At 34.2% G+C, this 13,764-nt stretch carries 12 protein-coding genes and 1 tRNA gene; 1 reads left to right on the plus strand and 12 read right to left on the minus strand.

Annotated features, from left to right (window positions below):
• The 6 genes from IJI80_RS07430 to IJI80_RS07455 all read right to left on the minus strand — a co-directional run.
• Positions 1–392 (minus strand): 30S ribosomal protein S11 (locus tag IJI80_RS07430; RefSeq protein WP_012955709.1); only part of this gene is annotated, 392 nt, incomplete at its 3' end.
• Positions 393–403: 11 nt separating this feature from the next.
• Positions 404–940, minus strand: a complete 537-nt coding sequence (locus tag IJI80_RS07435; RefSeq protein WP_292788945.1) for a 30S ribosomal protein S4 — start codon at positions 938–940, stop codon at positions 404–406.
• A gap of 95 nt (positions 941–1,035) precedes the next feature.
• Positions 1,036–1,485, minus strand: a complete 450-nt coding sequence (locus IJI80_RS07440) for a 30S ribosomal protein S13 (RefSeq protein WP_292788948.1) — start codon at positions 1,483–1,485, stop codon at positions 1,036–1,038.
• Positions 1,486–1,941: 456 nt separating this feature from the next.
• Positions 1,942–2,026, minus strand: a tRNA-Ser gene (locus IJI80_RS07445).
• A 315-nt stretch (positions 2,027–2,341) separates the two neighbouring features.
• On the minus strand, positions 2,342–3,187 hold the full coding sequence (locus IJI80_RS07450) for a hypothetical protein (RefSeq protein ID WP_292788951.1): 846 nt from the start codon (positions 3,185–3,187) through the stop codon (positions 2,342–2,344).
• A 55-nt stretch (positions 3,188–3,242) separates the two neighbouring features.
• Positions 3,243–3,755 carry an SHOCT domain-containing protein gene (locus IJI80_RS07455; protein ID WP_292788953.1) on the minus strand — a complete coding sequence of 171 codons (513 nt, stop codon included), beginning with the start codon at positions 3,753–3,755 and terminating at the stop codon, positions 3,243–3,245.
• A 271-nt stretch (positions 3,756–4,026) separates the two neighbouring features.
• Here IJI80_RS07455 and IJI80_RS07460 point away from each other — a divergent pair, with 271 nt between their 5' ends.
• The gene (locus tag IJI80_RS07460; RefSeq protein WP_292788956.1) at positions 4,027–4,584 is read left to right on the plus strand and encodes a hypothetical protein; all 558 of its coding nucleotides are present in this window, start codon (positions 4,027–4,029) and stop codon (positions 4,582–4,584) included.
• Between the two features lie 301 nt (positions 4,585–4,885).
• Here the strand turns inward: IJI80_RS07460 and IJI80_RS07465 are convergent, their stop codons facing one another.
• The 6 genes from IJI80_RS07465 to glnA form a co-directional block, all read right to left on the minus strand.
• On the minus strand, positions 4,886–7,528 hold the full coding sequence (locus IJI80_RS07465; RefSeq protein ID WP_292788959.1) for a PEP/pyruvate-binding domain-containing protein: 2,643 nt from the start codon (positions 7,526–7,528) through the stop codon (positions 4,886–4,888).
• A gap of 20 nt (positions 7,529–7,548) precedes the next feature.
• A complete protein-coding gene (locus IJI80_RS07470; RefSeq protein WP_292788962.1) occupies positions 7,549–9,030 on the minus strand; it encodes a glutamate synthase-related protein in 1,482 nt (493 codons plus the stop codon).
• The gene (locus IJI80_RS07475; RefSeq protein ID WP_292788965.1) at positions 9,030–10,127 is read right to left on the minus strand and encodes a Coenzyme F420 hydrogenase/dehydrogenase, beta subunit C-terminal domain; all 1,098 of its coding nucleotides are present in this window, start codon (positions 10,125–10,127) and stop codon (positions 9,030–9,032) included. The genes IJI80_RS07470 and IJI80_RS07475 overlap by 1 nt, the downstream gene beginning before the upstream one ends.
• Positions 10,128–10,138: 11 nt before the next feature.
• Positions 10,139–10,792 (minus strand): GXGXG domain-containing protein, encoded by a 654-nt coding sequence (locus IJI80_RS07480; RefSeq protein WP_292788968.1) that lies wholly within the window; start codon positions 10,790–10,792, stop codon positions 10,139–10,141.
• Between the two features lie 13 nt (positions 10,793–10,805).
• Positions 10,806–11,723, minus strand: coding sequence for a glutamine amidotransferase (locus IJI80_RS07485; RefSeq protein WP_292788971.1), 918 nt, complete (start codon positions 11,721–11,723; stop codon positions 10,806–10,808).
• 330 nt (positions 11,724–12,053) lie between these two features.
• Entirely contained in the window at positions 12,054–13,391 is a 1,338-nt protein-coding gene (gene glnA, locus IJI80_RS07490) for a type I glutamate--ammonia ligase (RefSeq protein ID WP_292788974.1), read from the minus strand.
• Positions 13,392–13,764 lie beyond the last annotated feature (373 nt).

Here is a 13,764-nt window from a genome sequence, read left to right on the forward strand (position 1 = left end):
TATACTCTTCTTCCTCTTTTACCGCCTGGTCTTCCAGTACCATCATGAGGTATAGGAGTGATATCTTCAATTTTACCAATTTTAATTCCAGCTCTTGCTAATGCACGAATGGTTGCTTGTGCACCAGGACCTGGACTTCTAGGACCATTTCCACCAGGAGCTCTTACTCTAATATGTAATCCGACAAAACCTTTTTCTTTTGCATCTTCAGCTGCTCTGTTTGCTGCTTCCATAGCTGCAAAAGGAGAGGATTGTTGTCTGTCTGCACGAACTACTCTACCACCAGACCATTGACAAATGGTTTCTGCTCCGGTAATATCAGTTACAGTTAAGATAGTATTGTTAAAGGATGAATAAATATTAGCTATTCCCCATTTTTCGTCTTTTGCCATAATTACACACCTTATTGATTTTCACCAGCTTGAGTTGCTGCTTTATTGTATTCTTCAATCTGTTTAGCTACAGGGGAAGAGTGGTAGAAACCAACTGCTTCTTCTTCTCCTCTTTTCACTACATAACTTGGAGAATTTAATTTCTTACCGTTTAAAGCAATGTGTCCATGTACTACAAACATTCTTGCTTCTTTAGCAGTACGAGCTAAACCTTTTTGGAAAACTATAGTTTGTAATCTTCTTCTTAAAATATCTTCAACAGTCAAGTCAAGAATATTCTCTAAGTGAGCGTTTTCATCAAGGATCCCTGTTCTTTTCAAGTGTCCTAATAATTCTTCAGTTTCAACTTTTACTTGATCTTGAGAGAAACCGAGTAAGTATCTTGCTTCCCTACTGTATTTTCTAACTAAAGTATCAGCTTTCCAAATTTCCTTTTTGTTTTTTAAGCCGTATTTAGACATTAATTTATTTTCAGTTTTTATTCTTTCTGCATTCCAAGGATGAGGTGGTGTATCATACTTTTTCCTTGCTTTTCTTGGATGTCCCATAATCACATCTCCTTATCTTGATATAATAATCATAAATTTATTATAAATTTCGTAATAATCCATCATAGTTTACCTAAGTCAAACAAGATATGAAATTATCTTCTTCTACGACTTACACCGACAGTGGAACTGTGTCTGAAAGTAGATTTAGTTCTTTGTCCTCTAACTGGTAAACCAACTTCGTGTCTTCTACCTTTGTAACTTCTGGTCTTTTTCATTCTGTTTAAATCATCTCTTAAAGTCATGTCAAGGTCAGATTCAATTAAATGAAGATCTTCACCAGTAGTATAATCGTTACGTCTGTTTAACATCCAATCAGGAATATTGAATTCTTGAGGATTTTCTAAGAGTGCTTCAATTTTAGAAACATCTTCTTCAGAGATGTAACCGATTTGGTCATCTGTATTTAAACCTAAGGTAAGACAGATAGATCTAGATAAGGATAATCCAATACCTTTAATTTCAGTTAAAGCATGTTGGATAGTTTTGTTACCATCTACGTCCTTTCTGGATATACGCACTAAGTGCTTAAAGTCGTCTTCCATTAAAGTAACCTCCATATTATTTTTCTTTGGAGCGAACCCACGAGACGTTATTTAAAAAATTTAGCGGATTCGAATGCTTTATTTTAAAGCACAGTTTTTTCAACAATGTAAAACTTAGTCTAACAATAGTCTAAAAACTTAATCCTAAGCCATTCAACCAATGCTAACCAAGAGTTCATATCAGTTTCAAGCACATTTAATAATTCTAATTAAATAATAACTACGCTCAGCTTACCAAAAGATAGAGTAACTTAATACTCAATAAATTACTAATAAACTTTTAAAGCCATAGCTAGATTATAATTTAACTAATTAAAAAAAAGCAAACTAAATAAATCCAATTCGTAAAGCTTATTTGAATTAGATTTACCTTAATGATAATTTGATAAAAGTGATATTATCATTAATAATAATCCTATTAAATAGAACTATATTAAATTGCTATACACTAATAAACGCCGAGACTGGGATTTGAACCCAGGCGAGGTGAACCCTCACGGGATTTCCAGTCCCGCGCCTTACCAGGCTAGACTATCTCGGCAATCTAGATACATATCAGACATAGTGCTATCTAATATATAATACACTGATATAAAAATATAAGTAATTAATAGTATATAAAGGTTTTGAATTTTTGACTCTAATTTTTTAAAAAACAGCATAAAAGTCAAATTCATTAACACAAATTAATATTGAACTTAATAATATTTATAGATTTTTTTAAAATTCATAGTAAAGTTTATATATTAGAACTTAAATTTATGTTTTTTTAATTTTGAAAAAATAAAAAATTTTAAGAAAAGACAATTTTTATCACATATAAAGTTAAATGAAAAGCAAATTTTTGGCCAGATCATTATTCGTTAAGTTTTCTTTCAACTTTAGCATCCAAATCATCAATAACATCCTTAATTGCAGAATCTCCAGTTAAATCATATGCAATATTGAAATAGAACAATGCAGGAACCACTTTCTTATCCTCATCCAATTGGAATCCAAGATTCTTGCATATAGTGATTACTTCAATGCTTGGACCATATGGCAATCCTTTTGACTTGAGATAATCCTTAATCTCTTCAATGCTTTGATCATATTGTTTTAAGGCATCAACATCAAAATCAATAGCTGTTTTATTTTCATTGGAATCATTAGAACCATCATAAAATTGAGCCAATCTGCTTAAAAAGACAGATAATTTCAGATTTTCATCATCATTAGATGCATGATACTCATTAAAATAATAAATGGACAAGTTTTCAAATGATTTGGAAAGATCATCTAAATAGTAATCGTATTTGAAGGATTGAATAGTGAGATTATAAAACTCATTCCAATCATTTTCAATTTTATAAAGTTCACATAAGCCAAAAATAGCTTTTACATTGACAGGATTGTAATTATAAGATAATTTAAAAGATTTTAGGGCATTTTCATACTCATTGAAATGCAACAATACATTTCCATAATTGGAATATAATGTGGAATAGTCTAACATGAGAGGATATTTTCTTTTTATCTCCTTTTTGATAGTGATTTGGAATAAAAGCTCTTCAAGAAGATTTTTGAATATGTATTCACCTTCAACATATTCCTTATTCAAATTGATGTTTTCCTTTGCAAACTGATAGGCTTCATCATATTTTTCTTCTTTAACCAAATAATCCATCTCTTTGATTATTTCAGGTATAGATTTTATTTCCATAATATCATCAAGCGTTGAGTTAATTAAAATATATGCTTCATTTTCAATTATAGAATCAGTTATTCAATAATTCCTTTTTCTTCTTTTCAAATTCATCTGCAGTGATTATTCCATCTTTCAATAAATCATGATATTTTCTTATCTCTGCAGGAACATCAGCAATCACATGCCTTATTTTTTCCTCTTCAGGTACAAAAGAACCTGTGTTTAGCTTGTTCTTTAACTTGGTTTCAAAATTACTTAGCATATCATGGTCTAAAGTCTTAAGCTGAATAGTCTTATCCTCTAAATTCAATTGAACCTTATTGTCAGCTACTCTATCAATGTCTTCTGCATTCAAATCATCATAAGCTATTTCAAATGCATCCTTGACCTTTCCGTTTAGCCTGCTTCTCAATTCTATGTAAATGGAATCCTCATCCAACTTTATTGCTCCATTGGATTTATTATCATTCCCATCAATGTTTTCAGTCAATAAACCGAGGAAATCAAACTCCACATCTCTTGATTTAATCTCACCTTTAGGCATGTTTCCTTCCGGATTGAATAAAAAACCTAATTTTCCCATACTATCAAAAACCTAAAATATTTTAAAAAAAACCATTGTCAAACATTATCTTATTAATACAATATAACATTTTAAAAACATATAAATTTATCTTAAATAAGGTTAAGATTTATAATTAAATTAATTAATGATAATTGATAAATTATATTAGAAGAGACATTAATTAAAATTTTTAAAATCTTTAAATATTTTAAATTAATTTAACTTGAAATATTAATCAAAGAAGCTAAAAATAGCTAGATATAACTTAAAAATAATGATTGTGATTTAAATGGTTAAAGTAAATAAGGATAGATTTGTACTTGAACTCGGAAATGATGAAAACGGAGAGCCAAAGACACTTAGTGCTGAAGAGACCTTAAGACAAATGAAAAAAGGATATAACAACGGATACTTCTACTTGGAATACCCATTCTTATGGCAAGAGATGAAAAGTGAGGAAGAGGATGAATTCACCCATCTTGTATTATTGAATAAAACCAACAATGCTATTGTAAAAATATCCACACAACCTTGTTTGGCAAACACTGTTGAAGAGTTAAAGGAACTTGTGGAAACAGATTTGAAATCAAAGGAATGTGAAATCCAGCAATCTGGAATGGAAAACTTTGACAATTATGGAATTTGGGATGTCATTTATCTCACAAAAGAAGGATTGGAAATAGAGCAATATGCTATCTTAAAGGACAACAATTTATACTCCCTTGAATTGTACACCAAAAACAATAGGGATCAAGTAGCTGTAAAGTCCTTTGTTGAAGTTATTCAAACATTTAAAATCTTAAAACCAGTTTATAAAGTAAATGGGGACTCCTACGAAAGAATTTAATCCCTAAAAAATATAACAATAAAAAAAATATAATCAATAAAAATTAATAATTTAAAAATGTGAAAAATAACCCTACCTGAAAAAAACTCTAAATTCAGATAGGGTCACTAATCACAACAGAATTTGTCCTATGTTTTGTTTTATTTTACAAATCTTTTTTCTGTGCAAAAAAGAACTATTGTAAATAAAAAGGCATATGTCCCGCCCACCTGCCCAAAAACAATAATGTTTTTCAATATGATTTTTATTTACTTAAATGAAATGAATCATTTAACTATTTTTCTTTAGATTTCCAATTATTTTAATTGAAAACACACAAGGTCTCATCCTTATTCATGTCATGATAGAACTCCGCCTTGTCATCACCAAAGTCTATGACCTGAATCATATCATATATCTCCTCGCTTAGATTAGGATTTATATCCTTCAGGATGTTTTTATGTTCATAGATCATATCCTTATTGAATTCCAAATTCTTCTCATTTTCAAACAATGCACCATAGTATATTTCCGCTTCAACCAAGTCCTGGAACATATGGCTTCCAAAGGATAATTCAGGCATATATCCCACTTCACTGTATGATTCCTCAAGGATTGCGGAGAAATAGCTAATGTCAGCAAATACAACTGGAATTCCTAACTCTGGAGATGATGTGCCTATTCTACCAGGAACTATCAGAATTGCAGTCTTGCCGTTTTCCTTGCAATAGGCATTGACATCATTGATTACACGAGATATTGAACTTTTCTGTGCATATGGATACTCATAATAGCTATGCGGATCGACATAGCAGATTGTATCTATCTCACTCTTACGTGACATACCCATTGAAGATTCCTTGATATGGAAGAAGACATTCTTATCCTCAGGCATTTCAATGGCTTCATTGTTTATTGAAACCTGTAGAGGTCTGCATTGCAATAGGTTTACATTGAATGAATTATCCTCACCAACATTTACGGTATATTCTATGTCAACAGGATAATCATAAGCGGTTTCCAATGTATCCATGATTTCCTTCATCTCATCAATGAATTCCTGATTTTTTACAAGTCCCTCACAATTGACAAAGACGATTTCACGGCGCTCACCCCTATCACGGAACATTCTTTCAGCTTCACGGTCATGTTCAACCAGAACTCTCTTTGCGTATCTTGGAATAACATCCAAACCGTCACCAACAGGAATATCATGCAAACTGATGTTCTTTAAATCAATTACATCCAGATAATGCTGGGAATATCTGTGCTTTTCCCTAATATCCTTCACCATAGTCACTTCAGGCTTGTCAAGATTGATTATTCTAGGGTAATCCTTTTTTGTCCTGTCAACAGCCTTTGTACCAAGACCCATTACAAGCCTTAACATACCTTTGCTGTTGTCCATATCAGGCAGTGGAGAATATGGGCTGTATGAAAATCCTACACCTGCAGCAGTTGGGAAGAAATAGTCACCATAATAGGAACCTGAAACTCTTTGAACCAAAAGAGCCATTTGTTCATCAGTATCATCCAAATCGTTTATTTTTCTGTATTCCAAAGCAGAAATGTTCATTGTACTTGAATATACAACTTTCACCGCTTCCTCAAAGGCAGCTAAACGCTCTTCAAGACTGCCTCTGTTTACACAGAAGACTGATTCATATTTTCCTGCAAAAGCATTTCCATATCCATCTTCAAGGAAACTGCTTGATCTGACGATAATCGGGTTTTGGCCGAAATAATCCAATATCTGTATGAATCCCTTTTTGATTTCCTCTGAAAAGGTACCGTTTTTAAGGGCTTCCTCCAACTCTTTTCCATATTTATAGTAACCTTCAGGAGTCCTTTGCTTTACACGAAGGTCCCATAAGTCATTTGAAACAATGTATGTATAGAATAAATCTGATCCAATGTAAAAGGAATCATCAGGTTCAAGATTTCTGTATATGTCAGGACGTTCCTTTTCGATTATCTTTCTTGCAAGAAGCATACCGCATGACTTACCACCTACAGATCCGCTTCCTACACGGCGGTCATAGATTGTGATATAATCCTCAAATGTGAAGTACTCCTTTATTTTGGAAAGCATCTTCTCGTCTTTAGTCATCATCAGCTCACAAATCTTGTCACACTCATCATCGATATTCTGACCTTCTGCATACTTCATTCTAACCTGAAGCATGTATCTTTCCCAACTGTCCAAGATTTGCCCGCCTTGATGCTTATCGGAATCATTTATGGTCTTGTAATATTTGCTTACTTCCTGACCATCCTGCAAAACCTTGACAAAACCTGTTCTTGGGTTGAACTTATGACCCAAAAACATGGTTTGAGAATATCTGTTCCATACCTTAAGTGGAGAAACATAAACCTCTTCAGGAGAGTTTGAATGTACATTCAGGAATAGCTGTGTGGTTTCACGAATTTTAGCTATTGCATCAAATGAATGTCTTCCTCGAATGATTGGGAAGTATGCTACAGTATCCAATTGGAATAGGAATGGACAGGTAACCTTAAAGAAATTTCCCATCATCAAATCGGTAGACCAAACCGCTTGGAGGTCACTTAAGCAATCAAATACATAGAATGCATCAAATCCTTCCTTTTCAATAATTCTGTGAACTTCCAATGTAAAGGTTTCGAATTGATTATACGGATTGACCTTATATATCTTGATTCCATCACGTTCAATCATGCAAAACTCAGTTTCAGGATTATTCTCTTCGATTTCAAGCAATTTAAAATCTTCTTCGGTCATTTCGATTAATGGAGGATGATTAGCAAACCTAATGTATATCAAGTTCCTCTTATCCTCTTTAGCCTGTTTGACATAAGGGTCTACAAAGTAAGAGAATTCATTTAGATTTGTAACATTCCAAACTACATTATCTCCCAAACGAATATTGTCTAAAGCTTCATCAAGCCCTGGAATCCCTGATTTTATTCTTTCAAATGCAGCCATAATAATATCCCCTAATTAATTTAATTTCTCACCATTGGCACTCCTGTTAACTGTGAAGCTTCCATTGTCAATGCAACCAAGTCTTGACGTTCAAGGTTTTCAATATCAGTATTTCCTGCCTGTTGGGTCAAGGAAGTTACCTCTTGAGTCATTGCTTCTATATAGTTTGCCACTTGCTGTCCTTTTCTAATAGGGTCTAATCTTCTTCTGAGGACCCTATCCTGAGTTGCAATTCCTTTAGGGCAAATACCTTCAGAACAGGATTGGCAAACTTTACATCCTATGGAAATCAATGCAGATGTAGCGATGTATACAGCATCAGCACCTAAAGCGATTGCTTTTGCCACATCAGCACCTGATCTTATTCCACCAGCAGCTACAAGACTTACTTCACTTCTTAAATTAATGTCCTTAAGAGCATCATCCGCCTTCACTATTGCTTCGATTGTAGGAATACCTGCATGCTCTGTAACCACTTCAGGTCCAGCACCGGTTCCTCCCTGCATACCGTCAACCACAATTATATCTGCACCTGCCTTAGCTGCAATCTTTACATCCTGCTCCACTCTACCGGATGCGAATTTCACAATGATAGGTATTTTCCAATCGGTAATTTCCCTTAATTGATTGATTTTCATACCTAAATCCTCAGGTCCGACAATATCCATATGTCTTGCAGGACTTAATGCAGAGGTTCCTTCTGGAATGTTTCTAACTCTAGCAACTTCTGCAGTTACCTTATGGGAAAGCAAATGTCCTCCCATACCGGATTTTGCACCTTGACCTATTTTTATTTCAACAGCTTCAGCATTGTTTAAATAGCTTGCTGATACTCCAAAACGGCCTGAAGCATATTGTGCAATCAATTTGTCTGCATAATGCCTTTCTTCAGGAAGCATTCCCCCTTCACCGGTATTGGTTATTGAGCCAACCTTACTGCTCCCAATAGCCAATGCTATTTTTGCTTCCTTGCTTAATGCCCCGAAAGACATTGCTCCAATCATAATAGGAGTATCAATTTCAATTGGATTTTCTGCAAACCTGTCTCCAAGTACCACTGAAGTCTTGCATGTTTCCCTATAGGAATCTATTGGTGGCCTTGAAACCTGTGCAGGCAATATGCTTAAGTCATCGAATGTTGGGATTCTTCTTGTGAGTCCACAACCTCTGACCTTATATGCTCCTGTTTGGCTTTTACGTTTGATTTCAACCATTGTTGAATTTGACCATACGCCTCTTCCTTCATCTACAAGAGGTCTGACATAAATTGCATGTGTTGGACACATCTCCTCACAGATTTTACATCCTACACAGTTTTCCTGATGTATTGGCAATGGCTCATCATTGATAACCTCATATACGCCGTGAGGACAATTTGAATAACAGCTATAACAGTTTTTACATGAGGATTTGTGGGGATTGTCACATAAGTACCAACAGCATCCAGGCCTATCATTGCTCTGTTTGCAAATTTCCAATTTTCTCTCTACTGTAAATGACATTATTTTGCCCCCTCATCAATGTTTTTGACTTGATCCTCTTTCAAATCCCTTAATGGCTTGAACACTGGACAGACAGAGTATTTTGTTCCACCAGATTTAACAACCTCATCAATTGCATTTGTTAGCTTTGCATAAGGTTTCCAAGCCAAATGATCCTGTTTATCAACAATAAGTGCTTCTGTAACAATCTCATTGGACAATAGATAGTCGATTAATGTTGTAACGATTGACCCATCCTGACCTTGTGTATGCTTTAATGATTTGACTGTCAACACTTTTTTGAAGTCACCTATTGGTTTAGAATTGTCATTTCTCAAATCTTCAGGGATAAATGTTCTTGGACAGACTGCAAAGCATGCATGACAATCCTCAGGACATTCCCCTTTCATTCTTGGTTTGGTATCATCAATTGTTATCAGATTGTGTGGACATGCATATTCACATGCTCCACAGAGCACACATGCTCCAACATCAATGACATTAGACCTTAAATCCTGAAATGATGCTTCAGAGAACTCCTTATCGATTGAATCGTCTGACTTTTCCCTTTGGTATAGTACAGGCCTTGCCAAGAATTCCCTTCTTTCTATAGTTTCCAGATTTTTGCTTATTTTGGTTTGTGCAATCTTATTCAATAATCCTAATTGTGAATCTGTAAAGTCTTTTGCTTCAATGTATTTCTGTTCTATTGCTCCATTAACTATTTCTTCTCCTTTTTCAGTTCTTATTATGAGTGTTGACCATCCATCCTCTGATCCTATGGACCCGATTGAAATGTCAGAGCTTTCTGATGTCAGTTCAACACAAATATTACAGTTTTTCCTAATAATTCTCTTAGCTACTGAAAGAGGTATTTTCACTGTTTCTTTAGTCTTTAAATGTAAAAATACAAATCCTTTCTCAATTTGGAATTTTTCAATGTCATCCATTTTCAAGTCATACTCTTTCAAGAGATTTACAAAGTACTTGTATGAAAAATTCTCCATACAGAATAAACCCAATTTAACATCAATAGGGCTATCGGTATAGTATTGAAGTTTGGATGCAGCCATAATTTCACATGGTGTTCCCACCATAGCTATTCTATGTTCGCTCATTTTCTCAGCTCCTATTGCATGTTAACAATTTTCTTAAAGTTTGCATAATCCTTATCAGCCAGTTTGAAACCATATTCTGACAAGATTTTTTGAAGTTCCTTTTGGTCTTCAGATGTGGTTTCTACCATAATCGCATTTTTCCCTAAGCTTTTCACATTTCCAAGAACAAAAATAGTTCCTCTCATGATGGATTCCCCAACATCCTCAGTTACATCACCAAGTATTATGAGCTTTCCTCCCATCATAAGGAGACCTGTCATGAAACCGCTGTTTCCCCCAATGATTACGGTTCCCCCTTTCATGATTTCTCCAGTTCTTGAACCTACATTTCCTTTAACGATTACTGTTCCACCATAGATTCCTTGACCTGCACCGTCACCAGCTGTACCTTCAATGACCAATTCTCCATCGGTCATATTGTCTCCAGCAAACCAGCCAGCATTTCCTGTGATGTGTATCCTTGGTCCATGAGCCATTGTTCCAATAAAATAACCAGCAGAACCATTGATCTCTATCTCCACATCTTCAGTTAATCCAGCGCAAATATTGTGTTTGGAATCAGGATTGTCAATAATGAGCTTATCATGATATTTAGCTTGTTCCTTTATGGTGCGATTCAATTCTTTCTCTTCCATACCATTTGCATCAATCACATATTCTTCCATAGAAAAACCCCCATCATATGGTGTAAGCTCTTGTTTCCCCTGGAGCTATCTGTTCTATTTCATCTGAATCAGTGACATCGTGCAATGCCATCTCTTCTGAAGCCACTGCAAAGATCTCATCGGTTTCCACCATAACACCAGGTCTAAGACCAAGTTTGTCCTTTGCAATTCCAATACCGTTAGGTGTTCCAACCAATATTGAAAATGGACCATCCAAATCGATTACCGCTTGATCCAAAGCTTCCTCTAATTTGTAACCTTGGTCAAGTTTATCTGCCATATAATGAACAATGCACTCAGTGTCATTAAATGATTCGAAAGTGTGCCCTTTCCTTTCCAATGGATCTCTTATTTTCCAGTAGTTGGTGATTTGCCCATTATGCACTACAGTTATGTCTGGTATGATGTAGCTTTGATATGGGTGTGCATGATAACGGTCAACACCACTTTCTGTTGCAAAACGGGTATGTCCTATACCATGTGTTCCCATTCTGCTTTGAACATTGAAACGTTCAGCAATGTCCTTAACTTTTCCGGTATCCTTAATCATTTCGAATGAATGTGAACCGTTGATAACCCTTACATTTTCCAAATCATCTATTTCGTTAATGCATGGTTTTAAAAGGGAAAATTCGTCCAATGCTATTTTACATTTATATACATCTGAGTCTCCTACAGACTCAATCAATTGCTCTTCGAATATTGGACTAATTTGATTTAATAATGATTTTAAATTGTCTAATGCTCCTCTTTTTCTTTTTACTTCAATGTTTAATTGATAATAATTTTCAGGAAAATCCAAACTGCCGTAGATTGCATAACCTGCGGAATCCGGACCCCTATGCTGCAATGATTCAAGCATTGATGTCAATGCTTCTCCTACAGGGTGAGTTTTTTTATCTTTGTATATTACACCTGCTATTCCACACATTTTTATACCTCCAATAAAATAATCGGTGAATACACGTACATATGCCTAATATATACTAATCATCTGAATATGTTAATTTGAATATGTTAAAAAAAGTAATTCTAAAATTACATATGCCTTAAAAAAATAATTCTAAAATTACAATATGCCTTTAATTATTTAAGATTACAATATGTCTCTAAATAATTATTTAAAATTACAATATGCCTTAAAAAAATAATCTAAATTTCAAAAACCATTTAACTTTAATTGATGGGTAGTCAAACTAAAGAAAAATCTTTATTAAGAAAAATCTTTAGATTGACCACCAATATTCAAAAAAGGAATAGTCTAAACGTCTAAGTATTGATCTCTTTCATAATCGAATACTTGTATTCTGTAAGCATCCCATTCAGCTCTTTTAATGGTGTAGAATTGGTCAAACACTTTTTCTCCAAGAGCATTTTTAACTACATCATCCTCTTCTAAAGCATGGTATGCTTCCCATAAACTTGTTGGCAAGTTACTGATGCCTCTTTGGAGGATTTCATCTTCAGTTAATGCAAACAAGTTTTCTTCTGTTGGTTCACCAGGGTCAATCTTATTGTCCAAACCATCTAAACCTGCTTCAAGCAATACTGCAAATGCTAAGTATGGGTTACATGATGGGTCAGGTGATCTGCATTCGATTCTTGTACCTAATCCACGGGATGCAGGAATTCTTAGTAAAGTTGATCTGTTTTTAAATCCATAAGCTATGTAACATGGTGCTTCATAACCTGGAACTAAACGTTTGTAAGAGTTAACTGTTGGGGATAGGATTGCGGATAAAGCTTGTGCATGTTTCAATAATCCTCCAATGAAGTATAATGCTTCCTGTGAAATTTGGTTTTCAGTGTTTGGATCATAGAAAATGTTTTTGCCGTCTTTGAATAGACTTTGGTTACAATGCATTCCACTACCGTTGATTCCCAAGAATGGTTTTGGCATGAATGTTGCTTTAAATCCTAAGTTGTGAACTACTGCTTTGACAGCTTCCTTAAATGTAATTACAGCATCTGCTGTTTTTAAAGCATCAGCATATTTAAAGTCCACTTCATGCTGTCCTGCAGCCACTTCGTGGTGGCTTACTTCAACATCAAAACCTAATTGCTCTAAACCAAATACGATTTCTCTTCTAATGTCAGTACCTTGGTCCAATGGCTCTACATCAAAATATTCCGCTTCATCCGCAGGGATGTAATTTCCGTTTTCATCCTCTTTGATAATGAAGAATTCTGGTTCAGGACCCATATTGAATTGATATCCTCTTTTTTCTGCTTTTTCCAATGCTTTTTTAAGCACTCCTCTTGGATCACCATCATATGGTTTTCCTTCTGTAGTGAAGATATCACATATGAATCTGCTGGTTCCTTTTGATTCAGGTCTCCATGGAATTGTTGAGAAGGTGTTGATATCTGGTTTTGCAAGTAAATCACTATCATTGATTGAAGCTAATCCTGCTACTGATGATCCGTCAAACAATAATCCGTCATTTACGATATCTTCAATGTCATCAGCTTTTTTAAGAGGAACTGCCATACTTTTTGGCAATCCGTGTATGTCTGATAGTTGCAATTTCAAAAATTTTATATCATTTGCTTCGACTGTTTTAATAATTTGGTCTAATTTTTCGTCTTTTACTGACATCTTTTCACATCCTTTTTTGAGATATTGTCCATTCTGATAATGGAAATTGGAAACCCTTTCGACTGAAAATTTTCATGATTTCATAGTCGGAAGGAAACTTCCTTCCTACTATAATATATCACTATTAATATATAAACATTTTGAATAAAAAATGAACAATAAAAAGAGATTTAAACAAATATTTTCAAGATTTTCAAGTTATTTTCACTTAATATTAGTTAAAATAGATGGTTGTTCAGTAAAAAATTAATTCAAGAAAAATAAGTCTGATAAAAGTGAAAAAAGGAATAATTTACAAAAATAGATTAATTGAAGAAAAATTTAAAAAAATGAGGTATTTTTTAAAAAAAAATCGGAAGGTCGGAAAAGATAA

Origin of the sequence: Methanobrevibacter sp. (assembly GCF_017432245.1) — an archaeon.
Classification (GTDB): Archaea; Methanobacteriota; Methanobacteria; order Methanobacteriales; family Methanobacteriaceae; genus Methanobrevibacter.